The following is a 26,931-nucleotide window of genomic DNA, read 5'->3' as shown; positions in this document are numbered from 1 at the left end:
GGGAAGTTTTGCGGGTAAAGAGAGCATAAGCATCAATGTCTTATGCTCTTTAGGAGCCAGCAAAATTGGCTGTTACTTAAAAGGCGCAGGGTCTCCAGAGCCTAAACGAGCAATAACAGGTTCATCATCACTGAAGTCAACCACTGTTGTTGGTTGCTCACCAAGGTAGCCACCGTTGAGAATACAATCGACAGCATGCTCCAGTTGGTCGCGAATCTCTTCTGGATCAGACTCTGTAATGTCGTTACCCGGAAGAATAAGAGACGTCGACATCAGTGGCTCACCGAGCGCTTCGAGAAGATCGAGTGCGATGCGGTTATCGGGGACGCGGATACCAATCGTTTTACGCTTCGAGTTCATTAAGCGACGAGGAACTTCTTTGGTGCCTTTGAAAATGAAAGTGTACGGCCCAGGCGTGTTGTTCTTTAGTAAACGAAATGCCGTATTGTCGACACGGGCATACAAAGACAATTCGGACAAATCACGACAAAGTAGCGTGAAGTTGTGCTTCTCATCCAATCGGCGAATCTTACAGATTCGTTCTAATGCTTGTTTATTTTCTAATTGGCAACCCAGTGCGTAACCTGAATCTGTTGGGTAAATAACCACGCCACCATTACGAATGATTGCTACAGCCTGATTAATCAAGCGAGCCTGCGGGTTTTCTGGGTGAACGTAAAAAAACTGGCTCATTGTCATTCCTCATCATCGAGTCTCTCGACTCTATATATCTTAACGTATTGATTTAATAGCAATCTTATAAACTAATCAGTCCAATTATTGACCATCAGCTTGCGAAGGCTCAATACCCCAATCTTTCCATACAGGTTCAACACCTGCAGGTAGCCATAGATTTCTGCCTAACTCCATCCAAGGAGATGGATAATGGAAATCGCTGCCTTGAGACGCTAATAGTTTGTATTGTATAGCATAATTAGCCAAGTTGCGTCTTTCTTGTTGACCTTGTTGTGGTTGAGCCACCTCCATCGCATCACCACCCGCTTCAACAAATGCTGTAATCAGTCGTTTTATCCACTTAGCGGTTAAGTTGTAACGTCCCGGATGGGCTAGAACGGCCTGCCCACCTGCGCTATGAATAGCCGATACCGCTTCTTCCATTGAACACCAACTGGGCGGCACGTAACCAGGGTTATTGCGAGTTAGATATTTTTTAAATACCTGCTGCATGGTTTTCGCGTAACCGTTATCAACCAACCATTTAGCAAAATGAGCACGGGTGATGGGCGCATCCCCCGCAATAGCTTGAACTTCTTCCAGTACGCCCTCTCTGGTTGCCTTAGCCAAACGATGCGCCATCATTTCTGCTCGACCTTCTCGATGCTTTTTCTGCTGCTCGATGAGCTTGCCGAGTTGCTCAGATTGCGGATCTAAATTCAACCCAACGATATGGATATCCTTGTTCTGCCATACCGTTGAGATTTCGATACCGTTAATGATCTTAATTGGCAGCTGGTTTGCTTCTACGTACTGATGCGCTTGCTCTAAACCATCGACCGTATCATGATCAGTGATCGCGAGGACATCAATGTTGAAACCGAGAGCTCTGTCTATCAATTCGTTGGCAGGTAATCGTCCGTCAGAGGCGGTTGTGTGGCTGTGTAAATCAATTCTCATAAATGTGTTTTTTTAGTTGACTTTTTACCTCTGCACTAGTTAACTAGTACATAAATACGAAGTACCTGAATAAAGGCTCACTATGTTACAAGAATTTAACCAAAACCAAAAAGCGAATCTTGCATCTGACACTCTACGTGACAGTTCTGCAAACCTTGCTTGGTGGCGCACTTGGACAAGTTCTTGGTGGGCTAACGTGTACTTTTAATTGAACAGATTAATGTTACCAAGCCCGCTACTAAAGCGGGCTTTTTGTTTTGTCGGATACAAAGCACTCAACTGATCAAACATTCATCAATTACTGCAAAATCCACATTGGGTGAATGTTTTCTTTGTGCGACTATGTACGACAGGAAGTAAGAAAGAATACAAATGAAAAGGAGGTCTTGTGAACAAGGCCATTGAAATCAAAAAGCTAGGAAATCTTGAAGTCATTCAAGCGTCTGCACCTTACGCACAGGACCCAACTCGTCTGTTTCATTCCTTGTGTGAGAATAAAACTGACAGCCTATTATTAGAGTCTGCGGAAATTGACTCTAAGCAAAACCTCAAAAGCTTGCTGATCGTAGATTCTGCCGTTCGCATCGTTTGCAACGGTCACATTGTTACCATGCAAGCACTGACGAATAACGGCAAACACCTGCTTTCTCATTTGACTCACAACATTCACAACAATGTGACTCATTCTTTTGATGGCACGACGCTGATACTTAAGCTCGAAGCACCTTGCGACACATTAGATGAAGATTCTCGCTTACGCGAAGCTTCATCCTTTGACGCCCTGCGCCTAGTTCAACACAGCTTTGACCTCAGTGAACAGCAAAAGCATGCGCTTTTCCTTGGTGGCTTATTTGCTTACGATATGGTGGCTAATTTTGAACCTTTAGGTGATGCCGAAGCCACCAATAAATGTCCAGATTATGTGTTCTATGTCGCTGAAACACTGCTCATTGTTGACCACCAGCGCGAGTCCTGTGACCTACAAGCTACCTTATTTGCAAACGAAGAAGAAAAAGCAACGTTAGAAGCTCGTATCGAAAGCATTCAATCTCAATGCTCCAACCTTAAACATTTACCACTGGCAACGAAACTGCCAAACATCACCCCTCAACCAAGTGTGAGTGATACCGATTTCTGTCAGATCGTTCGCGATCTAAAACAATATGTGGTTAAAGGCGATATCTTTCAGGTTGTTCCGTCACGTCGCTTTACTCTGCCTTGCCCCTCACCTCTTGCAGCATATAAAGAGCTCAAGCAAAGTAACCCAAGCCCTTATATGTTCTATATGCAAGATGAACTCTTCACACTATTCGGAGCTTCACCAGAAAGTGCTCTGAAATATGAGACTGAGACTAATCAGGTCGAGATCTACCCTATTGCTGGTACACGTCGCCGTGGCAAACGCCCAGACGGCGCTATCGATTTCGATCTAGATAGCCGTATTGAACTTGAACTGCGTACTGATATGAAAGAGAACGCCGAACACATGATGTTGGTGGATCTCGCGCGTAACGACGTTGCTCGTATTTCCCAAGCGGGTTCTCGCCACGTTGCAGATTTGCTTAAAGTCGACCGCTACAGCCATGTAATGCACTTAGTATCCCGAGTGGTTGGTCAGCTTCGTGAAGATCTGGACGCTCTGCACGCTTATCAAGCTTGCATGAACATGGGGACGCTGACTGGTGCACCTAAAATTCGTGCGATGCAACTTATCCGTGATGTCGAAGGTGCACGCCGTGGTAGCTATGGCGGTGCCGTTGGCTACCTCACTGGCGAAGGTACATTAGACACCTGTATCGTTATCCGTTCTGCTTATGTCGAGAATGGCATCGCTCAAGTTCAAGCAGGAGCTGGCGTTGTGTTTGATTCAGAACCACAAGCCGAAGCAGATGAAACTCGTGGTAAGGCGCAAGCCGTTATCTCTGCAATTCAGTCAGCACATAAGGAGTCGTAGAGATGGCTAACATTGTATTTATCGATAACTTTGACTCGTTTACTTATAACTTAGTGGATCAGTTTCGCTCACTCGGACACAACGTCAAAATCTACCGTAACCACATTGCCGCGGAAACGATTGAAGGTGCGGTCAACGAGCTAGACAATCCGGTAGTGTTATTGTCTCCCGGCCCAGGGGCGCCATCTGAAGCGGGCTCCATGCCGGAAGTCATCCAACGCCTGAAAGGTAAAGTGCCGATGATCGGTATCTGTCTCGGTCATCAAGCCATTGTTGAAGCCTATGGTGGTACCGTTGCTGGCGCGGGTGAGATTGTCCATGGCAAAGTGTCGATGATGGAGCACCAGAATCATCCGACATACTCCAACCTACCTTCACCACTTGCCATTGCACGTTACCATTCGTTAGTGGCTACACAGGTACCTGAAACACTTACTGTAACCGCAGAAGTCGATGGCCTTGTCATGTCTGTGGTTCATGAACAAGATAAAATTTGTGGCTTCCAATTCCACCCTGAATCCATCATGACTACTCATGGCGCAACACTGCTAGCCAATGCGATTGAGTGGGCTTTACAAAAATCAAATCTAACGTCAGCGCAGCAATAAGGAGCAAATAAGAATGGAAACGATCATCAACAAACTCTATGAACAACAACCGCTAACTCAGGAAGAAAGCCAACAGCTTTTTGACATCATTATTCGCGGTGAACTTGATCCAATTCTTATGGCATCGGCGCTGACAGCACTGAAGATTAAAGGCGAAACACCTGATGAGATCGCTGGAGCGGCTAAGGCCTTACTTGCTAACGCAAACCCATTCCCACGTCCAGATTATGATTTCGCAGACATCGTTGGCACTGGTGGCGACGGGCATAACACCATCAACATTTCGACCACAGCCGCCTTTGTTGCCGCTGCCTGTGGCCTAAAAGTCGCCAAACATGGAAACCGCAGTGTATCAAGTAAATCAGGCTCTTCTGATCTACTCGACTCATTTGGCATCAACCTAGCGATGAGTGCGGAAGACACTCGCTCTGCTGTTGATAGCCTAGGAGTGGCTTTTTTGTTTGCGCCGCAATATCACAGTGGTGTTCGCCACGCGATGCCAGTGCGTCAGACAATGAAAACGCGCACCATTTTTAACATCTTAGGCCCGCTGATTAACCCTGCTCGTCCAAATATTGAGCTTATGGGTGTTTACAGCGAAGAGTTGGTCCGTCCTATCGCTGAAACCATGCTAAAGATGGGCATGAAGCGTGCTGCAGTAGTGCACGGTAGCGGTCTAGATGAAGTTGCTATTCATGGCAACACCACAGTGGCGGAAATCAAAGATGGGCAAATTACTGAATACACTTTGACTCCAGAAGACTTTGGCCTAACAGCGCATCCGCTTGAAGCGATTAAAGGCGGCGATCCAGAAGAAAACAAAGCCATTATTACCAATATCCTTACGGGCAAAGGCACCGATGCGCAGTTGGGTGCGGTAGCGGTTAACGTTGCGCTTCTCATGCGTTTATTTGGTCATGAAGATCTCAAGGCCAATACTCAGCAAGCGATTGAGGCTATGAACTCTGGTAAAGCGTTTGAGCTGGTTAATCAGCTAGCAGCTCACGCCTAAGCACCTGAAGGAAGGAACAAAAGATGACTCAGACGCAAGATAAACTTTCAGAGCACGTGTCCCTAAAAGAAGCGCAAATGGCAGAAGTATTGGCAAAAATCGTTCGTGATAAGTACATCTGGGTGGAAGAACGTAAAGCCTCTCAACCTTTGGAGCAGTTTAAAGAGGCGCTAACTCCGTCTGATCGTAGCTTCTATGACGCAGTAAGCGGTAAAAAAACTGCCTTCATCACAGAATGTAAGAAGGCGTCTCCGTCCAAAGGACTGATTCGTGACGACTTTGACCTCGATTACATTGCGTCCGTGTACAATAATCACGCTGATGCGATTTCAGTGCTCACCGATGAAAAGTACTTTCAAGGAAACTTCGATTTCCTGCCACAAGTGAGAAAGCAAACATCTCAACCGATTCTGTGTAAAGACTTTATGGTCGATACTTATCAGGTTTATCTAGCTCGCCATTATTCTGCTGATGCGATTCTGCTGATGCTATCTGTACTTGATGATGCCGAGTATAAAGGACTAGAAGAAGTGGCTCACTCACTCAATATGGGTATTCTGACCGAAGTCAGTAATGAGGAAGAGTTGCACCGCGCGGTGAAACTTGGCGCTAAAGTTATTGGTATTAATAACCGCAATTTACGTGACCTAACAACAGATTTGAACCGCACCAAAGAGCTGGCACCAACAATACGTGAGCTGGCACCAGAGGCGACCATCATTTCGGAGTCAGGCATCTACACACACCAGCAAGTTAGAGATCTTGCAGATTTTGCTGATGGTTTCCTCATCGGCAGCTCATTGATGGCAGAAGACAACTTAGAGCTGGCAGTACGAAAAGTCACACTAGGTGAAAATAAAGTTTGTGGTCTGACACACCCAGATGATGCTGCGAAAGCTTACCAAGCAGGAGCAGTATTTGGCGGACTGATTTTTGTCTCTAAGTCGAAGCGTTGCGTGGATTTAGAAACCGCTCGACTAACCATGTCTGGTGCTCCTTTGAAATATGTGGGCGTATTCCAAAACCATGATGTCGACACCGTGATTAGCATTGCGCAAGAGCTTGGCCTCTGCGCTGTTCAGCTGCATGGAGATGAAGACCAGAACTTTGTCACTGCGATCCAGGAGCAGCTGGGTGATCAAGTTGAAATCTGGAAAGCTTACGGTGTTACTGACAGCTCACCAGATCTGCTAGACACTCCAGTCAGCCGCCACTTACTCGATACCAAAGTTGGCTCTCAAGCGGGTGGGACAGGCCTAGTCTTCGACTGGTCATTGATTGGTGATAGATCAAAAGTAATGCTCGCGGGTGGCATTTCACCTTTCAACGCTCAGAAAGCGGCCCAACAAGGCTGTCTAGGTCTGGATTTAAACTCAGGCGTTGAAGTTTCACCCGGCAAGAAAGATGCAGAGAAGCTGCAACAGGCATTTGATGCGATTCGCAGCTACTAAATAGATTTATTAAAGATCAATTACTCATAATTAAAGAAATTTTTTGGTGTGCTAGAGAGCAATGCCAAACTGAATTGAAGGAATAAAACCATGGCAAAACTTGATGCCTACTTCGGCGAATACGGTGGTCAGTATGTACCGCAAATTCTCGTTCCTGCACTGGAACAGCTAGAACAAGCGTTTATTGATGCGCAAGAAGACCCAGAGTTTCGCAGCGAGTTTATGACCCTGCTGCAAGAGTACGCAGGTCGCCCAACGGCGCTAACACTGACTCGCAATCTGACCAAAGGTACAAAAACCAAACTGTACCTCAAGCGCGAAGATTTATTGCATGGCGGCGCACACAAAACTAACCAAGTGCTAGGTCAGGCACTGTTGGCTAAGCGTATGGGCAAAAACGAGATCATTGCAGAAACTGGCGCGGGTCAACACGGTGTCGCTACCGCATTGGCTTGTGCATTGCTCGGTCTGAAATGTCGCGTGTACATGGGAGCAAAAGACGTAGAACGTCAAAGCCCGAACGTGTTCCGTATGAAACTTATGGGCGCGGAAGTCATTCCTGTTCACTCGGGTTCTGCAACTCTGAAAGATGCATGTAACGAAGCACTGCGTGACTGGTCAGCAAGCTACGAAGAAGCTCACTATTTGCTGGGTACCGCTGCTGGTCCTCATCCATTCCCAACCATAGTGCGTGATTTCCAACGAATGATTGGCGAAGAAACAAAAAACCAAATTCTGGCTCGTGAAGGTCGCCTTCCTGATGCAGTCATCGCTTGTGTCGGTGGTGGCTCAAATGCAATCGGTATGTTTGCTGACTTTATTGAAGAGGAAACGGTTCGCCTGATCGGTGTTGAACCTGCAGGTAAAGGTATAGATACCGACCAGCATGGCGCCCCTCTTAAGCACGGTAAAACCGGCATCTTCTTTGGTATGAAAGCGCCACTGATGCAAGACGTAAACGGGCAAGTTGAAGAATCTTACTCTGTTTCTGCGGGCCTTGATTTCCCTTCAGTTGGGCCTCAACACGCTCACTTAAATGCAATTGGCCGTGCGGAATACGACAACGTAACCGATGATGAGGCTTTGGACGCATTCCAAGAACTTGCCCGAAGTGAAGGTATTATTCCTGCACTAGAGTCATCTCACGCACTAGCTCATGCACTACGTATGGCTCGTGAGAACCCAGACAAAGAACAACTTCTCGTCGTAAACCTATCAGGTCGTGGTGACAAAGACATCTTTACTGTTCACGCCATTCTAGAAGAAAAAGGAGTTATCTAATGAGCCGTTATGAGTCTATGTTTGAGCGCCTGAACGAGAAAAACCAAGGTGCATTTGTTCCTTTCGTAACCGTGTGCGATCCAAACCCGGAGCAGTCCCTGAAAATTATGGAGACACTGGTTGAAGCGGGTGCCGATGCACTTGAACTGGGTATTCCGTTTTCGGATCCACTTGCGGATGGCCCTACTATTCAAGGAGCGAACATTCGCGCACTGGATTCGGGAGCAACCCCAGATATCTGCTTTGATTTGATTGGAAAAATCCGCGCCAAATACCCAGAACTCCCAATCGGCCTTCTGATGTACGCAAACCTAGTTTATGCGCGCGGGATTGATAGTTTTTACCAGCGTTGTGCGAATGCCGGTATCGATTCTGTATTGATTGCTGACGTACCAACCAATGAAAGCCAAGAGTTTGTTGAGGCGGCTAAGAAGCACGGTATTGAACCTATCTTTATCGCACCGCCAACGGCGTCAGAAGAGACACTAAAATCAGTTGCTGAACTAGGTGGTGGCTATACCTACCTACTCTCTCGTGCTGGTGTAACCGGTGCAGAAACAAAGGCCAACATGCCAGTTGGAGACTTGTTAGAAAAACTCAATAAATACGACGCACCGCCATCGCTTCTCGGTTTTGGTATATCTCAGCCCGATCAGGTTAAACAAGCGATTGAGTCTGGTGCCGCAGGGGCAATTTCAGGCTCTGCTATCGTCAAAATCATCGAATCACACGTTGAGTCTCCGCAAGAAATGTTAAACCAACTCGCGAGTTTTGTTTCACCGATGAAAGCCGCAACACAAAAGTAGCGAACTAGCCATCTAAACACCTATGAGATCGGTTTTTTAACAACTTAAGACACCGATCTTTTTTTTTAACATCTATTCTTTTTATCCACGCCTTCATTTGAATTAAAAAAACCAATGTTTAGATAACAACTCATCCCCCAAGCGAACAGCAAACGTTTGCTATCGGTCAAAAAGTTATCACCCATCAAGGAAAATGATTTTAATCGACCCAATTAACTTGGGCGCTTATTGCTAAATGTAAAAATAAAGTGTAAAAAGCGAAGCGAAATTACTGTCTAAATTATAAATTTGATTTAGATATTAATTCTGGAATTTTAAAATTTGTTAGCACAGAGGTTATGGAAGTGTTAAAAGAAAAGAGTTTACTAAACAACATCGGCGTTCAAGTTGTGATCGCCATATTGTGGGTACTGCCGCGGGTGCCTTCATGGGAGACAGCGCTACGGTCTTCGCTCCACTAGGTGCGATTTTTATTAACCTAATCAAAATGCTGGTTATTCCATTGGTCGCTGTCGCGCTAATTTCGGGCGCAGCGGGCTTAGGTAATAGTCAGTCAGCGGGTAAAGTTGGTTTAGTCACTTTAGGTTACTTCGGTCTAACATCTGCACTCGCTGTTGCACTTGCTCTATTTATGGGTGAAGTCTTCAAACCAGGCATGGGTATCGATGTCTCTGGCGTTGAGGGCATGTTCTCATCTGAATACGCTTCTAAAGGTGACCTACCTTCTTTCTGGGCAACCATTACTGGTATGATCCCAACTAACGTTTTCCAGTCACTTAATGAAGCCAACATCCTACAGATCCTAGTTTTCTGCATGTTTTTCGGGATCGCTATTTCTAAGCAAGCTAAAGAACGCCGTGACCCAATCATTAACGGCGTAAACTGCATTGTTGATGCCATGGTTTGGATGATCAACAAAGTGATGATCATTGCACCACTGGGTGTATTTGGCCTGATGGCAGAAGCAGTGGGAACCTTCGGTTTTGGCGCCTTAATGGTGGTATTCAAACTATTTGTTGTCTACATCGCTGCAATTCTTATCTTTGGTTTCGTGGCCTACCCTCTTATGGTTCACATCTTCACTAAGACCTCTGCGAAGAAATTCCTGACAGCGATGAAGAAGCCTCAAGCCGTGGCTTTATCTACCGCTTCATCAATGGCAACTCTGCCAGTCACGATGGACACCTGTGAGCATGAGCTGGGTGTACGAAATTCAACAGCGTCTTTCGTTCTCCCGCTGGGCGCAACAATCAATATGTCAGGTAACGCGATTTACTACGGTTTAGTCGCAATCTTCTTCGCGCAACTGTTCAACATCGATCTTGGTATGGGCGCGTACATTGCCATCATTATTACCTCGACACTTGGTGCAGTAGGTCAAGCTGGGGTACCTGGTCCTTCGTTCCTAGTGGTTGCCGTTCTTCTGGCAGCGGGTATCCCTATCGAAGGTCTGCCTCTACTGTTCGCTCTTGATCGTATCTTCGACATGATTCGTACTGCATTGAACATCACTGGTGACGCCGCTTGTGCTGTGATTGTTGATTCACTGATTGAAGAAGACGTAAAAGAAGCTGAGCTTCAAAAACAGCAAGCTTAATCACTGATTTCAGGTAACAAAAAGCCCGGCTAGTTACTAGCCGGGCTTTTTCGTGATATGTCTATTACAAGAAGTGGAATGTCGCGTTTAGCGAGAAGTTCTTCACATCGTCTTCTTTCATATTGAATACGCTGTAGCTTGCCCCTAAAGAAAGAGGCCCCATGACAAAGTACTCAGCCCCAACGCCATACATCACATCGATCTCATCTTCTTTAAAACCATCAGCTTCTAAGTCATATGAATGAAGGCCGCCTTTCGCGTATACATGCAGTGGGCCAAAGTCAAGGCTTGGTTTCGCAGCAAAGTAAATTGAAGAACCGGTTAGGTTCGTTTTAATACCAGAGTAATCAACACGATCATAATCGCCCAAGTCTTGGTAGCCCGCTTCAAGGCCGATGAATGGCAAAATACCTGTACCAACATGAACGTTGTATGAGGTTGTAGATTCACCACCTAAGTCTGCTTGACCTACACTTGCACTACCGTAGATCCATGAGTCCGCTGATGCTGTTGCTGATGCACCTAATAAAGCTAGTGCGAGTAGTGTCTTTTTCATATTTAACCTTCTTTCTTTTCCCTTTGCAGAGGCTGCCACGGCAATCCTCTGCCAGTATAAGTCAAAATATTGTTATGTTTAAGTTTAATGCAATTTATATACCTAGCATTGGTCAATCGCGTTCTTTACGCGTTTGTCCGATACCGGATATGGCGTGCCCAGCTGCTGAGCAAAATAGCTAACGCGCAGTTCTTCAAGCATCCAACGCACTTCTTTGACGTTATCTGGTACAGCCATTCCTTTAGGAATTTTGTTGAGCAATTCTTTGTAGTCGTTAGTAACGGCCTCAATCTTCAACATATGCAAACGGTCCTTATTAGGATCGATTGGCAACTTCTCCATACGACGCTCAATCGCTTTCATGTAACGCAAAATATCTGGAAGGCGTCTCCAACCACATTCTGTCGCAAACCCTTTAAAGATAAGCCCCTCAATTTGTGCCTTAATATCAGACAAAGCAAAAGCCATCGAGAAGTCTATCTTGCCCTTTAACTTCTTATTAATACTGAATGCGGTTGTCAGAATTGTCTCTACTTGTTTCGCAATCTCCACCACAGTATCACCGAGTTCGGCTCGAACATGCTCTTTAAGCTGCTCAAATTCCTCAGGTTGCCAAACTATTCCGCCTTTTTCTTCGATCAGTTTATCCACACCACAAGCAATACAGTCATCAATCAGGTCAAGGACTTTCCCATAAGGGTTAAAATATAGACCGAGTTTAGACTTATTTGGCAAGTTACTGTGCAGGTATTTGATCGGAGATGGTACGTTCAGCAATATCAATCGACGTTGGCCAGCCCGCATCGCAGAGGCCTGTTCTTGCTCCGTCTCGTAGAGTTTGATTTCAACACTGTCTTTGCTGTCAACAATCGCTGGATAAGCTTTGACGTCATAGCCGCCGCGCTTTTGCTGATAGACTTTTGGCAACTCACCAAAACTCCAAGTATGAAGCCCTTGTTGCTCAATATCGTCATCGGCGACTTTAGAGAGTGTTTCCTGAACTTTGTCTTTTAAGCTCTCTTTTAGCTCATGCAGATCGCGATTTTCTTTGAGTTTACGATTTCTATGGTCCACTGCGCGGAAGGTAACCTTCAAGTGATCTGGTACTTGCTCCATATTCCAATCTTCGCGTAACACTTCCACACCAGTCATACGACGAAGCTCTTTTTCCAGAGCATCAAGTAACGGCACTTCCATTGGCGTGGCACGAGCTAAAAATGCATCAGCGTAGTTGGGGGCAGGGACGAAGTTTTTACGAATCGTCTTTGGCAGTGATTTGATCAGGCTAACGACCAATTCATGGCGCAGCCCCGGAATTTGCCAGTCAAACCCGGCTTGTTCAACCTGATTCAATATAGGTAGAGGTAAGTGAACAGTCACACCGTCATTGTCTTCACCCGGTTCAAACTGGTAACTCAGTTTCAGCTTGAGGCCATTTTGGTGCCAGAAGTTAGGGTAATCCAGATCCGTAACATGGCTAGCGTCACCTTTGAAGAGCATTTCTTTTTCAAAGTTCAGCAGCTCACTGTTTTCTTTAGACGCGTTCTTCCACCAAGTATCAAAATGACGCCCTGAAACAACTTCCGTCCCCACTCGTTGGTCATAAAAATCAAACAGCTCATCATCATCAACCAAAATATCACGGCGACGGGACTTGTGTTCCAGCTCTTCCACTTCTTGAAGCAACTTACGATTTTGCTTAAAGAAAGCGTGTTTGGTTTCCCATTCACCTTCTACCAAAGCACTGCGGATAAAGATCTCACGGCTCACTTTTGCATCGATAGGGCCATAATTCACTAGGCGTTTAGGCACGATTGGCACGCCATAAAGCATCACTTTTTCATGAGCCATGACAGCAGCACGCTTTTTCGACCAATGTGGTTCGCTGTAACTGCGTTTAATCAGGTGCTTTGCCAGCGGTTCAATCCACTCCGGTTGGATCTTGGCGATAATACGCCCCCACAACTTTGATGTTTCCACTAGCTCAGCAGACACAATCCACTTTGGCTGTTTCTTAAACAACCCAGACGCAGGGAAGATATGGAAGCGCGCATTCCGTGCCCCTTGGTACTCATTCTTCTCCTGATCTTTCATACCAATATGAGAAAGTAAACCGACCAGTATCGCACTGTGAGTTGCTTGGTAGCTCGCTGGTTCATCATTGAGTTTGAAGTCCATCTCACGCATAGACTGGTGTATCTGGAAATAGACGTCCTGCCACTCTCGGACTCGGAGATAGTTTAGATAGTCCTGCTTGCACTGCTTGCGGAATTGGTTTCCAGACAGCGTTTTTTGCTGCTTCTGAATGTAATCCCACAAATTAACCAACGTCAGGAAATCAGACTCTTCGTGAAAGAAACGTCTGTGCTTATCGTCTGACGATTGCTGTTTATCGCTTGGTCTCTCTCTCGGATCCTGAATCGAAAGTGCAGAAGCGATAACCATGACTTCTTTCAGTGCCCCATACTTTGGCGCTTCCAAAACCATACGGGCCAAACGTGGATCGATTGGCAAACGAGCTAACTGGCGACCAATTGAAGTCAGACGCTTTTTAGGGTCTTTTGCGTTTTCATTGATTGCACCCAGCTCTTCCAACAGTCGGACACCGTCTTGAACATTGCGTTTATCAGGCGCTTCAACAAACGGGAAAGCTTGAATGTCACCCAACCCCAGCGCCGTCATCTGAAGGATAACCGATGCTAGGTTAGTACGAAGAATTTCAGGATCGGTAAACTCTGGACGAGACTCAAAATCTTCCTCAGAGTACAAACGGATACAAATGCCCTCCTCAACACGACCACAACGACCTTTACGCTGGTTGGCACTCGCTTGAGAGACAGGTTCAATCGGCAGACGTTGTACCTTGGTTCGATAGCTGTAACGACTGATACGCGCAGTACCCGGGTCGATGACATACTTGATGCCCGGTACTGTCAGAGACGTTTCAGCAACGTTGGTCGCCAATACGATTCGACGCCCTGCATGAGGTTGGAAAATTTTGTTCTGTTCACCGGCTGAAAGGCGCGCATACAATGGGACAATCTCTGTGCTCTTCAGGTTACGCTTTGCCAATGCATCAGCAGTGTCACGAATTTCTCGTTCACCGTTCATGAAGATAAGAATATCCCCTAACCCTTCATCGCAAAGCTCATCGACCGCATCAAAAATACCTTCTAGCTGGTCACGCTCGACATCATCATCACCACGTAATGGTCGGTAACGCGTTTCGACTGGGTAAGTACGGCCAGACACCTCAATAATGGGTGCATCATTAAAATGCTTAGAAAATCGCTCAGGGTCAATCGTTGCCGAAGTGATGATCACTTTAAGATCAGGACGGCGTGGCAGCAGTTCTTTCAGGTAACCAAGGATAAAATCGATATTAAGACTGCGCTCGTGCGCTTCATCGATAATAATGGTGTCGTACTGGTTCAAGAAACGGTCATGCTGGATTTCAGCCAGCAAAATCCCGTCAGTCATCAGTTTAATTTGGGTATTGTCTGAAATTTGATCGTTGAATCGGACTTTATAACCGACAAACTCACCCAATTTGGTTTCCATCTCTTCCGCGATACGATTCGCTACCGAACGCGCAGCAAGGCGTCTTGGCTGTGTATGGCCAATCAAACCATATTTGCCACGCCCAAGCTCAGCACAAATTTTGGGGAGCTGAGTGGTTTTCCCTGAACCCGTTTCACCGGCGACAATAACCACTTGGTTTTCTTCAATCGCCTTTGCAATATCATCTTTTTTCTGACTTACTGGCAGAATTTCCGGGTATTCGATGGTGGGTTTGTTACTGGCTCTTTGCTCGACATCCATCATGGATTTAGCAATATCTAAGGCTATTTCATCGAAAACGGCATGACGAGACGCTTCTTTCTTTATTTTACTGGCGCCTGAAATGCGCTTACTCAGACGAAACCTATCTTTGAGCATGCACTGATTCAATGCCTTACGCAGAGAAGTAGCCGTGTTGGCCTGCACTTTCTCTTCAGAGGCGGTATTTTTTTCTGGCTGTGACGAAGTCAAAGCGTTACCTATTCTTTTCACTACATAAAACTGCGACAAATTGTACCACAGTCACCGTGACAAATGTCTCAGTCCATACAACAAAAAAGCCGTTAGTGACGTTCTCACTAACGGCTTTTCATCATCGGCTCAATCAAAAGTCGAACTGCACATAGATGGTATTGTAGTTACTGCCACCTTTGATCCGACCATATTGGGACGCTTGTTCAAATATCGCGCTGCGATGATGCAGTGAATAACCCACCCACATGTTGTCTAAGTCACGCTTGTTGAATAAATCGCCAATATTGACGTCAAACGAAAAATCGAGATAGTTAAGGAAATTACTCGCGTTGTAACCCTTAGAGTCCATCTCCGTTTGTTCGATATACGTGATGCTGTCAATGAATGACATCCCTTCAGCCACACCAAATCGCCACTGAGTTGGCCAATTAAACGTGTAGTAGGCTTTAATCGCAGCAACGTATTCGGTGCTGGCAGATTGCACATCTGAAGACCAGTGATGAACAATGCCCGGTGTAAAGTAAATATCCAGCGGCATACCAAACAATTCGTCCGTTAAAGGATGGCCATAGAAAAGCGACGTCATTTGGTTATTGTATGGGTCTTTTTCTGTATTGAGCTTCATGATGTCGCCGATATTGGATGGCGTTGCCCAACCATGCGCAATCCGAACGTAACGTTTATTCTTGAGTTCAGGCTTAGGCGCTTTCGATTTATCATTAAAGAAACCAAAGCCAACAAAAAGCTCGCCTTGATACCTATCTTCAACGGTATTGGAATGATAGGCGTTATTATCCAGTCGGGTCACGCTGGTAGAACCCAACAGATACAAGTTGGAATAAACGTGATAACGCGCGTCTATTCCTATGTTGAGATCAATGCCACCACCAATATTTTCTTTGGTGATATCGGAAAAAGAGTAATACTGACTATTGAAATCCGCATCCTTATAACGAAGACGGGCATGTGGCCTAAGTTCCCAGTCCCCATAATCAAACTCACCACTCACGCTTAGGTTACTATGGAAACGAAACTCGTCATCTGTCATCAATTCAGCATCTAGGTACCAATCGTCATCAAGGAAATAGCGTAGTTGACCACCAAAGTCGACCGCATCTCCACCGTTAGCATTTTGTTCAGAAGAGGGGATGTCTACAAACCTAAGCCGCATTAATGCACTCAACTGGAAGGCTTCATCCTCTGGCTTAAAAAGATAAGCCCCGCCCTGCAAACCTTCGACAAACACGTGCTCGCTCTCAAAATACATCATCGGTACAAACGTACCAACCGTCTGGTCATTGTTACCCGTGTAAAAAGGGATGGAAGCCATACGATAGACAGCAGCAATACCCCAATCTTGTTCACTGATGCCTTTTTCTTCCTCGGCGACAGCAGAAAAACTGACGGCGTTTACAGCTAGCACCGTCAGTGTCGATAGTCTCTTTACGCTAATCATTTTTTGTCCAAAACTGACCGAACGACTCAAATTCTCATCAATCGATAAAGTTAATACTTATCTTTAAGCACGATTCGCCGTTAATATAAGAGTACATGTTCGCCTAAATTCTAAAATTGTGAAAGCATCAGATTTAAAGAAAGTTCTCGACTCATTACCTGAAAACCAAGATCCGCACATAGTGACTGGAGAAGAATGGCTTCCTGAAAGGTTGGTTAATACTCACCTCGACAATGACATGCTATTTTTAGAATTTGATAACGCACCCGAAGAAACCCAAGGAGAGGAAGAAGGTCGAGGATTTGTCGAGCACGAAGTTGACATGATTCGTCAGCGATTTAAACAAATTCTTGACGAAAGCTCCGATACAAAAACCAAAGCAGATGCTATGCTGGCGCTCTTTCTCATGGGTCACGAAATGTCGAGTTCTGAGATCATCGAAATATTGGAAGACCCTGAAGTACCTAAAGATCCGACAGAGAACCAATGAAACCAACACCTGAATTGCCCTTTCTCTTAGCTGGCCCCATTTTAAGAAAATCTACCGCTGATGAGCTTGTCTTCTGGTTAGCAACCAGTCGTCCCTTAGAGGGAAAGTTCATTCTTTCTCAAGCGTCCGATCACAACGTAGTCTTTCAAGACAGTCTTTCTGATTGCCAGCAAATTCAGGTGGGCACACACTGCTTCGTGACCTTAGCGCATTTTAAAAGTGACTTTCCAACTGATGTGGCGCTTAGTTATGAATTCGAGACTCACCTCGGTCCACTAAGCACGCTTTACCCGCATTTACTGCATACTGACGAAGAACAGTTGACGTTTAAAATCTCGACTAAAGCGAATTATGTCCTGCATGGTTCCTGCCGCAATCCGCATTATCCTAGTAAAGATGCGCTCGCCACTATGGATAATAAGGTCGCCACTCAATCTCTGAATGAGAGACCAGACATGCTGATCTTGAGCGGCGATCAGATCTATGCTGATCATGTAGCGGGACCAATGCTTGATGCGATCTTACAAACCATCGACATACTTGGTTTGCCATCAGAGTCGTTTCCTGATGCTCCCATTGATTGTGCCGAGTCGCTATATGCGCATCCCGACTGCTTTTATGGGCGAGATAAAATTCTACCCCACTACGTTGATGACGGGACATTCCTGAGCAAATTATTTCCCAAGCGCCGTGTCCCTATTTTCAGCTCACGCGAAAACGAAAATCATCTGGTCACTTTTGCTGAGTTCCTAGCCATGTACATTTTGGTCTGGTCTCCCACTCTTTGGCCATGCCTCAATTTGACACGTCTGCTCGATAAAGAATTTACCCATGGCGGTCAAACGCTTTCCCCTCGCTGGCAACAGCAATGGCGTGAAGAAAAACAAGTACTCGAAGCATTCATCGGCACTTTACCTCAAGTACAGCGCTTACTTGCTCATATACCGACTTATATGATTTTCGATGATCATGATATTACTGATGACTGGAATCTGACCGTTGGTTGGGAGAAAGCCGCATACGAAAACCCATTCTCTAAGCGTATTATTGGCAATGGCTTGATTGCTTATTGGTTGTGTCAAGGGTGGGGAAATGAACCGGATAACTTCAATGACGAGTTTCTGTCCGAGGCATTGAACTACCTAAGCCAACCCACAGCGCAAAACCAAGATGAGTTCATCAGTTACCTTTACAGTTTCGAGCGATGGCATTTTACCATCCACACTTCACCTAAAGTTGTCGTTCTGGACACCCGCACACGAAGGTGGCGTTCAGAATCAAGAATGAACAAACCCTCTGGTTTAATGGATTGGGAAGCACTAATAGAGTTTCAGCAAGAGCTAATGCATCAAGATAAAGTGATTGTCGTATCCGCAGCCCCCATGTTTGGCGTCAAGTTTATCGAAGCTCTGCAAAAAGGCATGACCATGCTTGGTCAACCACTAGTGATTGATGCAGAAAACTGGATGGCACACCCTGGCAGTGCAAATACGCTATTGAGCATTTTTACTCACACGAAAACACCTGCAAACTTTGTTATTTTGTCAGGTGATGTCCATTACTCATTTGCGTACGATATAAAACTCCGTTTTCGACGCTCTAGCCCCAATATTTATCAGATCACCTGTAGCGGCTTTAAAAGTCAGTTCCCTGAGCCTTTATTAGCAGTGTGTGACCATCTGGATAGGCTACTCTATTCCCCACGCTCACCACTCAACTTTCTGACTAAACGTAAACGTCTGAAAATCAAAAAGCGGGATCCCAATACCGAAGGAGCCCGTCGTTTGGTCAATGCCAGCGCCATCGGCGAAGTAAAGCTGGATGACAACGGTAAACCTAAACGGATCTCGATATTAACGGGAGATGGCAAAGAAATTGATTTTCCACCGATAGGAGAAAAGTAATCTTTTTGTAAAGAGACTTGTGCTTGCTTCACATCATCACTATCTATAGAACTAGGAAACAAATTTGAGGCGCGTCACATGCTGAATTCCATCACAACTCTATTTAAACAACTTATCGACGGTCAAGATCTCGGAAAACACGTAGAGACAGACCCAAATCTTGCCATCGCCTGTTTGCTCTGCGAAGTCTCCGGTGCTGATCACCAAATCATTGGCGCCGAGACTGAGGCCAAGTGTCAATTGCTCACTCGTCTTCTAAATATCAGTCAACCTGAAGCGTCTTCTCTCCTCGAACGTGCTGCGATAAAAAGTAAAGAGTCTGCCTCTTTGTATGACTTTACTTCACAGTTAAGAGAACTCAGTCAGAATACTCGGTTTGACCTTATTAAAGCGATGTGGGAAGTTGCGCACGCTGACGGAAACATTGATCCACTTGAAGATGCTGTTATTCGCAAAGCCGCAGAATTGCTCTATGTCGATCACAGCGAGTTTATTCGCGCCAAATTGCAGGTGATTGAGAATAATAACGGCTAACCTAAGCCACCATGACGACAGCCTAAGGCCAACTTTCCGCCACTAAAGCATGGTTAACGCTAATTTAGCGAGATTATAGGCGTCAACGTATCCAGAGTGCTGTCGTCCTTCCCAGTCAATATTTTGCGCTTCCTGAGCGGCCTTGTGGCCAATGCGTTTATCTTTAAGGCGATGCTGGATGCGATACAGAGTAGCTAAGTTAATGAACTCTTTAAACGGCATTTCAATGCCTTTATCCTGACATTCTTGCGCTAAGATCAGATCGTCTCTACCCCATGAGGCGTAAATTTTATTCGCGCCGCCGAAGTTTTTGATCATCGACTTGAGCACTTCTTCGAGCGGGCGACCCTGTTTCTCAATTTTACGCGGCGTAATACCCGTTAGTTGAGAACAAAACAGGGACACTTCATCTTGTTCTGGTTTCACATAGTACTGAGCACGTTTGACGATCTCGCCTTTGACAAGATCAATTTCCGCCAGTCCGACTTCGATGATTTCACCAGTAGTACCGACACCGTTTTCATTCCAACAGCACATTTCCAAATCGAAACAAACTATACGGTTATGGTTCATTGCTCGCCTATGTTTTGTTTTCTGATAAAGCGCCGAATTCTACCTCAGTTGAAGCTAAAACTCGAATCACACCGAGTTGGTTGCGCAGTTCTTCCGCAATCTTGTGTCGAACTCACCACCTAATTTTGGTCAACTTACCTATAGTGTGACTCAAAATGCCTAAAAACAAATCAATCAGGCCTGTTACTGCCTCTTTTCTGAAGGCCTGTTGACTTGAATGTGATAATATTTGCCCCAATTTAACCCAATAATTACGACAATAGCACTCAGGTGTGACTGCTATTTCTTCCATCAATTAAGAGAAATGTCATGACGTTCGATTTACAAATGATCCCTCAAACGTTCGATATGCTGCACGCTGGCCTAACGGCATCAAGCGTCCTTTTACTTCTGATTGCGGTATCACGCAAATCTAAAGTCGTCGAGAAAGTGGTTGAAAAGCCCGTTGAGAAAGTCGTCGAAGTTGAGAAGCCAGTTGAGAAGATCGTTGAAGTAGAAAAAGTAGTCGAAGTAGAGAAAGTCGTAGAGCGTGTTGTAGAAGTTGAATCAAAACTTGCAACCGCTTCAACAGACTCTGCTATGCAGCTACTTTCTATCATGCAACAAGAAGCTCGTCTGATTGACTTCCTAAAAGAAGACCTAACCTCATTCTCTGATGAAGAAGTCGGCGCGGCCGCTCGAGTTATCCACACGGGGGGGCAGAAAGTGCTGAACGATTACGTTTCGCTTGAGCATATCCGTAATGAAGATGAAGACACTCGTATTACGATTGAAGACGGCTTTAACTCGCAGGAGATTCGCCTAACCGGTAATGTGACAGGAAGTGCACCTTTTAATGGCACCTTAATTCATAAAGGCTGGAAAGCACGTGAAATGAATCTACCGAAACTTGCTGAAAACTACGACGCTTCTATTATTGCACCTGCCGAGGTGGAGCTGTAATGGAACACCACAACACAGCGACTGACACGCCTAAATTCAGTGTTGGTATCGACTTAGGCACAACACACTGTGTGATGTCTTTTATCGACACGCACAATGAAGATGCGCAAGTTGAAGTGATGCCGATTCCACAGCTCACTGCGCCCGGTACAGTAGAGACTCGCAGCCAATTAGGCTCTTTTCTATACCAACCACATGAGCACGAAATGAACCCGCAATCACGCGTTCTTCCGTGGTCGAGCGAGCCAAAAGCGCTGGTTGGTGCTATTGCACGTAACCTAGGCTCTAAAACACCAATTCGTCTTGTTGCCAGTGCCAAATCTTGGCTTTGTCACTCAGGTGTGAACCGTCGTGATGCTTTCCTGCCAGCGGGTAGCCCAGAAGAAGTGGAAAAAGTATCCCCTCTTCGCGCGACAGAACTTTACCTAGAGCACCTAAAAGACGCTTGGAATCACGCGAATCCAAATCACAACCTTGCCGATCAAGACGTGACTATTACGGTTCCTGCTTCTTTTGATCCTGCAGCTCGCGATCTCACTGCAGAAGCAGCACGCAACATTGGTTTTGTGCACCTAACGCTTCTAGAAGAGCCACAAGCTGCGCTTTACAACTGGATCGATAACAGCAACGACAAATGGCGCGACCAAGTTGAAGTTGGCGACATCGTACTTGTGGTCGATATCGGTGGTGGTACCACTGACCTTTCTTTGGTGGAAGTCACTGAAGACGGCGGTAACCTAACTCTGAACCGTATCGCGGTAGGTGAACACATCCTACTTGGCGGTGACAACATGGACCTCGCACTTGCGTACCGCTTGAAGATGAAGCTAGCGCAAGAAGGCAAAGAGCTACAGCCATGGCAAGTTCAGGCAATGACGCACGCATGTCGTGACGCGAAAGAAGCACTATTGAACGACAGCGAGCTGCAGTCAGTGCCAATCGTAGTACCAAGCCGCGGTTCTAAACTGCTTGGCGCAACGTTGAAAACAGAACTGACTCAAGAAGAAGTACAGCAAACACTGGTTGACGGTTTCTTCCCTCAAGTTGCGATTACGGACCACCCTGTTCAACGTAACCGTGGTGCACTAACGCAAATGGGGCTACCTTACGCACAAGATGCAGGCATTACTCGTCACATCGCTGCGTTCCTGTCTAAACAAGCTAATGCCCTTTCTACTTCAGGAAATGGTGGCACAGAAGCAACTCAAGATTTCAACCCATTCGCTAACATGCCGGGTATGCCAGGTGCTGATACAGAGCAATCAGCTGACTTCATCAAGCCCACCGCAATCCTATTCAACGGTGGTGTTCTGAAATCGAAACTTCTAGCAACTCGTCTAGAAGACACGATCAACGAATGGCTAATTGAAGCAGATACTGACATGGCAAAACGCCTAACAGGTGTGGATCTAGACCTTGCAGTTGCTAGCGGTGCGGCTTACTACGGCTCTGTGCGTCGTGGACAAGGCGTTCGTATCCGCGGTGGTATTGCTTCGGCTTACTACGTGGGTATCGAAAGTGCGATGCCAGCGATTCCGGGCATGGCGCCTCCAATGGAAGCACTTTGTGTCGCACCATTTGGTATGGAAGAAGGCTCAAGTGTTGACGTACCAAGCCAAGAGTTTGGTTTGATCATCGGTCAGCCAGTTAACTTCCAATTCTTCGGCTCAACCGTTCGTCGTGATGACCTAGCAGGTACTCACCTAGACTACTGGGCACCAGAAGAGCTTGAAGAGCTTCCAGAAATTCAAGTAACGCTACCTGTATCTGAAGGTCGTCGTGAAGGTGAAGTGGTTCCAGTAACTCTAGCTTCTCGCGTCACAGAGCTGGGTACGCTTTACTTAGAAGCCATTGCCGCTGATAACGGTCAAAAGTGGCATGTTGAGTTCGATGTGCGCGAAGACGCGAAAAGCGACTCAAACGAAGAAGAATAAATAGAAATCAAACGGCATCCAATCGGGTGCCGTTTTTAAATACACGAAGGTTTGTATGGCATCTCCTCGTTTTCTTGTTGGTATTGACCTTGGCACCACAAACACTGTGGTGGCGTATTGTGAAATCACCGACAACCTTGAACAATCCGAAGTATCCCTATTCGACATCGACCAATTGATTGGTCCGGGTGAAGTGGTTCGTAAACCATTACTGCCCTCTTTCCGTTACCATCCTGCGGTTGGTCAAATCTCCCCTGCTGACATAACACTCCCATGGGAAAACGAACCCGTTTCCGGCGACATTAGTCATGTGATCGTGGGTGAATGGGCTCGTGAATTAGGTGCGAAGGTAGAAGGGCGTCAGGTCTCCAGTGCAAAAAGCTGGCTATCGCACCAAGCAGTGGATCGTAGTTCAGACATTCTTCCTTGGGCTGGTGCGCAAGACGTGGATAAAGTCTCCCCCGTGATTGCCAGCGCAAGCTACCTCAACCACATTCGCCAAGCATGGAACTACCGTCATCCTAGCAACAAGCTAGAAGACCAAGATGTGGTTGTGACGGTTCCTGCCTCGTTCGATGAAACCGCTCGTAAGCTCACGCTTGAAGCCGCTGAGCTGGCAGGTTTAAACAAAATCGTCTTGCTCGAAGAGCCACAAGCGGTCTGTTACGATTGGTACGCTCGCCACCAGCAAACTGCAGCCGATGAGTTAAAAGAGCTACCACTGATCCTAGTTTGTGATGTGGGCGGCGGTACCACCGATTTGAGTTTAATCGAAGCAAAGTACCACAATGATGAACTGGCACTGGATCGCATTGGCGTGGGTGAACACCTGATGCTCGGTGGTGATAACCTCGACTTAGCATTAGCGCACCTTGCAGAAAGCCGCTTCAATCAAAGTAAAAAACTCACTGCTGCGAGCCTAACTAAACTGATTCAGCAAACTCGTAAAGCAAAAGAAGATTTGCTGTCAGCGAGTGCCCCAGAAGAAGTAAAAATCACCATGCTGGGCAGCGGCTCGAAACTGCTGGGCGGAACAAAGAGCATTGGGCTGAGCAAACAAGAAGTGCACCAAATTGCTTTGGATGGCTTCTTCCCGCGTTCTGATTTCAGTGAAGTTCCAGATAAACGCCGCAGCGCAGTGGTCGAGTTTGGTCTTCCCTACGTTGCTGACCCGGCAGTGAGTAAGCACGTCGCCGAATTTTTAACTCAGCATCAACAGGTCTCTCGCGCCGCGCTTGGCATTGAAGATGACAAACAAAATGCTATCCCCGTTGGAATACTGCTTAATGGTGGTGTATTCAACAGTGAATTGGTCACAGAGCGTGTCACCACGTTGCTTTCTGATTGGCGCGGAGATCCTGTCACCGTGCTGGATAACCCACACCCAGATTGGTCTGTGGCCCTCGGTGCTGTTGCATTTGGTAAAGCGCGTCGCGGGGCACAACTCAAGATCGGTGGTGGTGCCGCACGTTCTTACTTTTTGCACCTGCAAGAAAAGAACAAGATGGGTAAAGCGCTTTGCTTGCTGGCGAAAGGGACAGAAGAAGGCAACGAAATTCGCCTCAGTGGACGTCGCTTTTCGTTAACGCTTGGTGAGCCAGTACGCTTTAACCTTTTGACATCGACTCACGATACATTAAGCCAAAACACCGCCATTCAAAACGGCGTAATGGTTGATGTTGACCCAGATTTGTTTGCTCCTCTGCCACCTTACATCACCACCCTTGAAGGCGAAGGGGCCGAGCTGCACGCCAACCAAAAAGAGCGTGTTGAAGTGCAACTGGCGTGTCAGTTGACTGAAGTCGGCACACTGAAAATGGAATGCGTCAGTGCAGAAGACGACAACAAGCGCTGGCAGTTAGAGTTTGAAGTTCGCAACAAGCAGGCCGAAGAAGAGGATCAGGTTGAACTTCACCCTCGTCTGAATGAGTGTAAAGAACTGATCGGTCGACTTTACAGTGGCAATAAGAAAAGCGCTGATGGTAAAGAGATAAAAACCCTAGCTAAAGATCTAGAAAAGAAACTTGGCAAGCGCGACGAATGGGACTTCACCACTCTACGCCAACTGTTTGATACGTTTGCTCAAGGTCGAAAGCGTCGCCGCCGCTCTGAACCACACGAGAAAAACTGGCTGCGTTTAGCTGGCTTCTCTTTAAGACCAGGGTTCGGTGACGCTACGGATTCATGGCGTATCGAGCAGGTATGGGGGCTTTATCAGCAAGGTATCCAGTTTAAAAACCACCAAGGTTGGACGGATTGGTGGGTCTTTTGGCGTCGTGTTGCAGGTGGTCTTAGCCAAGAGCAGCAAGAAACCATCTTGGCGGACATGGCTAAATACCTTCATCCGGGTGCAATGAAAAACCCACAATCAGCCAAAGCGGCACAAGAAATGGGTTACGAGTCCATGGTACGCCTTGCGGCCTCCTTGGAGCAGTTAGAAGTCGAAGACAAAGTGCTACTCGCAAGCTGGTTTATGAGTAAAGCGATTAATCATAATCAGTTCGAGCAAGCGCACTGGTGGGCTCTAGGGCGACTCGCTTCACGAACACCTCTTTATGGTAGCCAACATAGTGTTATACCTCGCGAGCAAGCTGAACAGTGGTTGCCTAAGCTATTGGAACAAAACTGGCACAAAGAGCCAATGATCGCTTTCGCAGCAGTAATGATTTGTCGTAAGACGGGTGACCGCCTATTCGATATTTCTGACGACTACCGTGAACAAGTTCTCACTAAGCTGAAGCAAAGCAAAGTGCCTGAGTCTTGGTTATCACTGGTTGAAGAAGTCAAAGAGCTGTCTGAGAGCGAATCGAAGCGAGTCTTTGGTGATGCACTGCCGAGTGGCCTAACACTGGTCAATAGCTAAATGTCAGTGGCCTATCTGCTAGAAACATCGAGAGCAGATAGGCCATTGAAACTGTCGTATTGTATATTGGACAGATAAAGCCACACTATTTACGAAGTAAAGCCACACACTCGTCATATGACGGGTTATCACTGACTCCAATGTCCCACAGTTGCTTAGCCGCGTAGTGAGCAAAATTTGGATCAGCTGGGAATAAAGCCTGCCTAGAACGCTTCTTTTTCAGATAGATAATTTTTATTTCTTTTAATTCAGAACCAATAATATGCCTAGAGTTGGCACAGATTTCTGCAAGTCCTTCATAAGCATAAGCGTTAACTTCGGCCATATTAATCGCGGCAAACGCATTAACAGGGGCCAATACAGTCAACAGAATTATCTTGTTATGCTTTCTCATATGTTACGCCCCTGCCACATTACAGGTTGTGAGCGAATAGAACATTCCGAACCTCCAGCGCTAGCCTACATCCACTTAGTGAACTAATCGTCGTTCTGTATATTTTGTAAAAAAGCGGCTTCCGATTGCATGATTTCACTGTACTCGCCGGTTTCCATCAAATGCTGTAAACCTGCGTTAAATTCTTTGACCAATACTTGACTGCGTTCACTATCAAATCGGCTGAAAATCACAAACATATCATCTTCAAGTAAAGGTTTAGTATCCAATTTAATGTGTTGTCTTAGCTCTTTAGGCACATAGTGTTTTATGAGATACAAACCGCGTTCAACACCCGTTGGATAAGCATCAAGTCGTCCCTTAGCCATTTTCTGAAAATTAGTTTCTTCAGAGTTATTTATCTCTACTTTAACACCAAGTTTCTGCATCACATGGGTTGCTTGATACCCTTGAGTCGCACCTATTTGATACTTATGAAGATCGGCCACTTCCTGCCAAGAAAATAGCGTATCAGAGTGGTAAAAGAACTGAACCCGTTGACTAAAGAAGGGCTCTGAAAAGATAAACTCTTTCACCCTATCCTCATTTTTCATCCAAGGGAAAGTACCATCAAATTTACCTCTTATCGCATACTGATAAGATCTCACCCATGGGTAGTATTCGAGTTCTACGGTATAGCCTCGAACTTCAAATGCCCTTCGTACCAATGTTTCCGATATTTTTAGCTCAGGATCAGACAGAGAGCTGGTATATGGCTCCCAATCTCCCACCGCAAACTTAACCACCTTATCGTCAGAAAAAGACGGGAATGAATAGAGTAAAAGAAGTAAAAAACTCACCCAAAAGCACTTCATAACAACACAACTATCAGTAACACCAATTGTAAGTGTAGCCCTAATACTCATA

Annotated in this window: 21 protein-coding genes, 1 pseudogene and 1 other annotated feature; of the genes and pseudogenes, 14 read left to right on the top strand and 8 right to left on the bottom strand. The window is 46.0% G+C overall.

Annotated features, from left to right (window positions below):
• Positions 1–72: 72 nt before the first annotated feature.
• On the bottom strand, positions 73–693 hold the full coding sequence (locus CTT30_RS05600; protein WP_239868416.1) for an L-threonylcarbamoyladenylate synthase: 621 nt from the start codon (positions 691–693) through the stop codon (positions 73–75).
• Positions 694–777: 84 nt separating this feature from the next.
• Positions 778–1,635, bottom strand: coding sequence for an RNase RNM (gene rnm / locus CTT30_RS05595; RefSeq protein ID WP_239868413.1), 858 nt, complete (start codon positions 1,633–1,635; stop codon positions 778–780).
• A gap of 82 nt (positions 1,636–1,717) precedes the next feature.
• Here rnm and trpL2 point away from each other — a divergent pair, with 82 nt between their 5' ends.
• The 8 genes and pseudogenes from trpL2 to CTT30_RS05555 all read left to right on the top strand — a co-directional run bounded on the left by trpL2 (position 1,718) and on the right by CTT30_RS05555 (position 10,344).
• On the top strand, positions 1,718–1,843 hold the full coding sequence (gene trpL2 / locus CTT30_RS05590; protein WP_239836618.1) for a tryptophan operon leader peptide: 126 nt from the start codon (positions 1,718–1,720) through the stop codon (positions 1,841–1,843).
• Positions 1,790–1,892, top strand: a sequence feature (Trp leader region). Its footprint overlaps the gene before it by 54 nt.
• 131 nt (positions 1,893–2,023) lie before the next feature.
• Positions 2,024–3,589, top strand: a complete 1,566-nt coding sequence (locus CTT30_RS05585; RefSeq protein ID WP_252036278.1) for an anthranilate synthase component 1 — start codon at positions 2,024–2,026, stop codon at positions 3,587–3,589.
• A gap of 2 nt (positions 3,590–3,591) precedes the next feature.
• Positions 3,592–4,197, top strand: a complete 606-nt coding sequence (locus tag CTT30_RS05580) for an aminodeoxychorismate/anthranilate synthase component II (protein WP_252036276.1) — start codon at positions 3,592–3,594, stop codon at positions 4,195–4,197.
• 13 nt (positions 4,198–4,210) lie between these two features.
• Complete coding sequence (trpD, locus tag CTT30_RS05575; protein WP_252036275.1) at positions 4,211–5,209, top strand: anthranilate phosphoribosyltransferase; 999 nt, start codon at positions 4,211–4,213, stop codon at positions 5,207–5,209.
• A gap of 23 nt (positions 5,210–5,232) precedes the next feature.
• Positions 5,233–6,660 (top strand): bifunctional indole-3-glycerol-phosphate synthase TrpC/phosphoribosylanthranilate isomerase TrpF, encoded by a 1,428-nt coding sequence (trpCF, locus tag CTT30_RS05570; protein ID WP_252036274.1) that lies wholly within the window; start codon positions 5,233–5,235, stop codon positions 6,658–6,660.
• Positions 6,661–6,750: 90 nt separating this feature from the next.
• The gene (trpB, locus tag CTT30_RS05565; protein ID WP_252036273.1) at positions 6,751–7,941 is read left to right on the top strand and encodes a tryptophan synthase subunit beta; all 1,191 of its coding nucleotides are present in this window, start codon (positions 6,751–6,753) and stop codon (positions 7,939–7,941) included.
• Positions 7,941–8,747 carry a tryptophan synthase subunit alpha gene (trpA, locus tag CTT30_RS05560; RefSeq protein WP_252036272.1) on the top strand — a complete coding sequence of 269 codons (807 nt, stop codon included), beginning with the start codon at positions 7,941–7,943 and terminating at the stop codon, positions 8,745–8,747. The genes trpB and trpA overlap by 1 nt, the downstream gene beginning before the upstream one ends.
• A 243-nt stretch (positions 8,748–8,990) precedes the next feature.
• A pseudogene (locus CTT30_RS05555) lies at positions 8,991–10,344 on the top strand (dicarboxylate/amino acid:cation symporter).
• Positions 10,345–10,408: 64 nt separating this feature from the next.
• On the opposite strand, the gene CTT30_RS05550 reads toward CTT30_RS05555, so the two are convergent.
• The 3 genes from CTT30_RS05550 to CTT30_RS05540 form a co-directional block, all read right to left on the bottom strand.
• On the bottom strand, positions 10,409–10,900 hold the full coding sequence (locus CTT30_RS05550) for an outer membrane beta-barrel protein (RefSeq protein WP_239875405.1): 492 nt from the start codon (positions 10,898–10,900) through the stop codon (positions 10,409–10,411).
• A 102-nt stretch (positions 10,901–11,002) separates the two neighbouring features.
• A complete protein-coding gene (gene hrpA, locus CTT30_RS05545) occupies positions 11,003–14,932 on the bottom strand; it encodes an ATP-dependent RNA helicase HrpA (RefSeq protein WP_252036271.1) in 3,930 nt (1,309 codons plus the stop codon).
• A gap of 133 nt (positions 14,933–15,065) precedes the next feature.
• On the bottom strand, positions 15,066–16,391 hold the full coding sequence (locus CTT30_RS05540) for a MipA/OmpV family protein (RefSeq protein ID WP_252036270.1): 1,326 nt from the start codon (positions 16,389–16,391) through the stop codon (positions 15,066–15,068).
• 118 nt (positions 16,392–16,509) lie between these two features.
• On the opposite strand from CTT30_RS05540, the gene CTT30_RS05535 reads away from it, so the two are divergent.
• The 3 genes from CTT30_RS05535 (at position 16,510) to CTT30_RS05525 (ending at position 19,319) form a co-directional block, all read left to right on the top strand.
• On the top strand, positions 16,510–16,881 hold the full coding sequence (locus CTT30_RS05535; RefSeq protein ID WP_239868386.1) for a VC1380 family protein: 372 nt from the start codon (positions 16,510–16,512) through the stop codon (positions 16,879–16,881).
• Positions 16,878–18,785, top strand: a complete 1,908-nt coding sequence (locus CTT30_RS05530; protein ID WP_252036269.1) for an alkaline phosphatase D family protein — start codon at positions 16,878–16,880, stop codon at positions 18,783–18,785. Before CTT30_RS05535 ends, CTT30_RS05530 begins: the two co-directional genes overlap by 4 nt.
• Positions 18,786–18,863: 78 nt before the next feature.
• A complete protein-coding gene (locus tag CTT30_RS05525; RefSeq protein WP_239868380.1) occupies positions 18,864–19,319 on the top strand; it encodes a tellurite resistance TerB family protein in 456 nt (151 codons plus the stop codon).
• Positions 19,320–19,361: 42 nt separating this feature from the next.
• Here CTT30_RS05525 and CTT30_RS05520 read toward each other — a convergent pair whose 3' ends face one another.
• A complete protein-coding gene (locus CTT30_RS05520; RefSeq protein ID WP_239836629.1) occupies positions 19,362–19,892 on the bottom strand; it encodes a 3'-5' exonuclease in 531 nt (176 codons plus the stop codon).
• Positions 19,893–20,201: 309 nt separating this feature from the next.
• Between CTT30_RS05520 and CTT30_RS05515 the strand changes: the two genes are divergently transcribed.
• Genes CTT30_RS05515 through CTT30_RS05505 form a run of 3 tightly spaced genes read left to right on the top strand, consistent with a single transcriptional unit; the run spans position 20,202 to position 25,631 of the window.
• Positions 20,202–20,834 carry a DUF2760 domain-containing protein gene (locus CTT30_RS05515; RefSeq protein WP_252036268.1) on the top strand — a complete coding sequence of 211 codons (633 nt, stop codon included), beginning with the start codon at positions 20,202–20,204 and terminating at the stop codon, positions 20,832–20,834.
• Complete coding sequence (locus CTT30_RS05510) at positions 20,834–22,768, top strand: Hsp70 family protein (RefSeq protein WP_252036267.1); 1,935 nt, start codon at positions 20,834–20,836, stop codon at positions 22,766–22,768. The genes CTT30_RS05515 and CTT30_RS05510 overlap by 1 nt, the downstream gene beginning before the upstream one ends.
• Positions 22,769–22,823: 55 nt before the next feature.
• Complete coding sequence (locus CTT30_RS05505) at positions 22,824–25,631, top strand: Hsp70 family protein (protein ID WP_252036266.1); 2,808 nt, start codon at positions 22,824–22,826, stop codon at positions 25,629–25,631.
• A gap of 85 nt (positions 25,632–25,716) precedes the next feature.
• Here CTT30_RS05505 and CTT30_RS05500 read toward each other — a convergent pair whose 3' ends face one another.
• Both CTT30_RS05500 and CTT30_RS05495 read right to left on the bottom strand, forming a co-directional pair.
• The gene (locus tag CTT30_RS05500; RefSeq protein ID WP_252036265.1) at positions 25,717–26,025 is read right to left on the bottom strand and encodes a hypothetical protein; all 309 of its coding nucleotides are present in this window, start codon (positions 26,023–26,025) and stop codon (positions 25,717–25,719) included.
• An 83-nt stretch (positions 26,026–26,108) separates the two neighbouring features.
• Positions 26,109–26,864 carry a substrate-binding periplasmic protein gene (locus tag CTT30_RS05495; RefSeq protein ID WP_252036264.1) on the bottom strand — a complete coding sequence of 252 codons (756 nt, stop codon included), beginning with the start codon at positions 26,862–26,864 and terminating at the stop codon, positions 26,109–26,111.
• Between the last annotated feature and the right edge of the window lie 67 nt (positions 26,865–26,931).

The organism is Vibrio coralliilyticus (genome assembly GCF_024449095.1).
GTDB classification, from domain to species: Bacteria; Pseudomonadota; Gammaproteobacteria; order Enterobacterales; family Vibrionaceae; genus Vibrio; species Vibrio coralliilyticus_A.
This window is presented reverse-complemented; position numbering and strand designations above follow the sequence as displayed.

Coding starts and splice junctions, on each gene's coding strand:
- CTT30_RS05600 (WP_239868416.1), bottom strand. CDS start 693: ATGAGCCAGTTTTTTTACGTTCACCCAGAAAACCCGCAGGCTCGCTTG.
- rnm (WP_239868413.1), bottom strand. CDS start 1,635: ATGAGAATTGATTTACACAGCCACACAACCGCCTCTGACGGACGATTA.
- trpL2 (WP_239836618.1), top strand. CDS start 1,718: ATGTTACAAGAATTTAACCAAAACCAAAAAGCGAATCTTGCATCTGAC.
- CTT30_RS05580 (WP_252036276.1), top strand. CDS start 3,592: ATGGCTAACATTGTATTTATCGATAACTTTGACTCGTTTACTTATAAC.
- trpD (WP_252036275.1), top strand. CDS start 4,211: ATGGAAACGATCATCAACAAACTCTATGAACAACAACCGCTAACTCAG.
- trpCF (WP_252036274.1), top strand. CDS start 5,233: ATGACTCAGACGCAAGATAAACTTTCAGAGCACGTGTCCCTAAAAGAA.
- trpB (WP_252036273.1), top strand. CDS start 6,751: ATGGCAAAACTTGATGCCTACTTCGGCGAATACGGTGGTCAGTATGTA.
- trpA (WP_252036272.1), top strand. CDS start 7,941: ATGAGCCGTTATGAGTCTATGTTTGAGCGCCTGAACGAGAAAAACCAA.
- CTT30_RS05550 (WP_239875405.1), bottom strand. CDS start 10,900: ATGAAAAAGACACTACTCGCACTAGCTTTATTAGGTGCATCAGCAACA.
- CTT30_RS05540 (WP_252036270.1), bottom strand. CDS start 16,391: ATGATTAGCGTAAAGAGACTATCGACACTGACGGTGCTAGCTGTAAAC.
- CTT30_RS05530 (WP_252036269.1), top strand. CDS start 16,878: ATGAAACCAACACCTGAATTGCCCTTTCTCTTAGCTGGCCCCATTTTA.
- CTT30_RS05525 (WP_239868380.1), top strand. CDS start 18,864: ATGCTGAATTCCATCACAACTCTATTTAAACAACTTATCGACGGTCAA.
- CTT30_RS05520 (WP_239836629.1), bottom strand. CDS start 19,892: ATGAACCATAACCGTATAGTTTGTTTCGATTTGGAAATGTGCTGTTGG.
- CTT30_RS05515 (WP_252036268.1), top strand. CDS start 20,202: ATGACGTTCGATTTACAAATGATCCCTCAAACGTTCGATATGCTGCAC.
- CTT30_RS05510 (WP_252036267.1), top strand. CDS start 20,834: ATGGAACACCACAACACAGCGACTGACACGCCTAAATTCAGTGTTGGT.
- CTT30_RS05505 (WP_252036266.1), top strand. CDS start 22,824: ATGGCATCTCCTCGTTTTCTTGTTGGTATTGACCTTGGCACCACAAAC.
- CTT30_RS05500 (WP_252036265.1), bottom strand. CDS start 26,025: ATGAGAAAGCATAACAAGATAATTCTGTTGACTGTATTGGCCCCTGTT.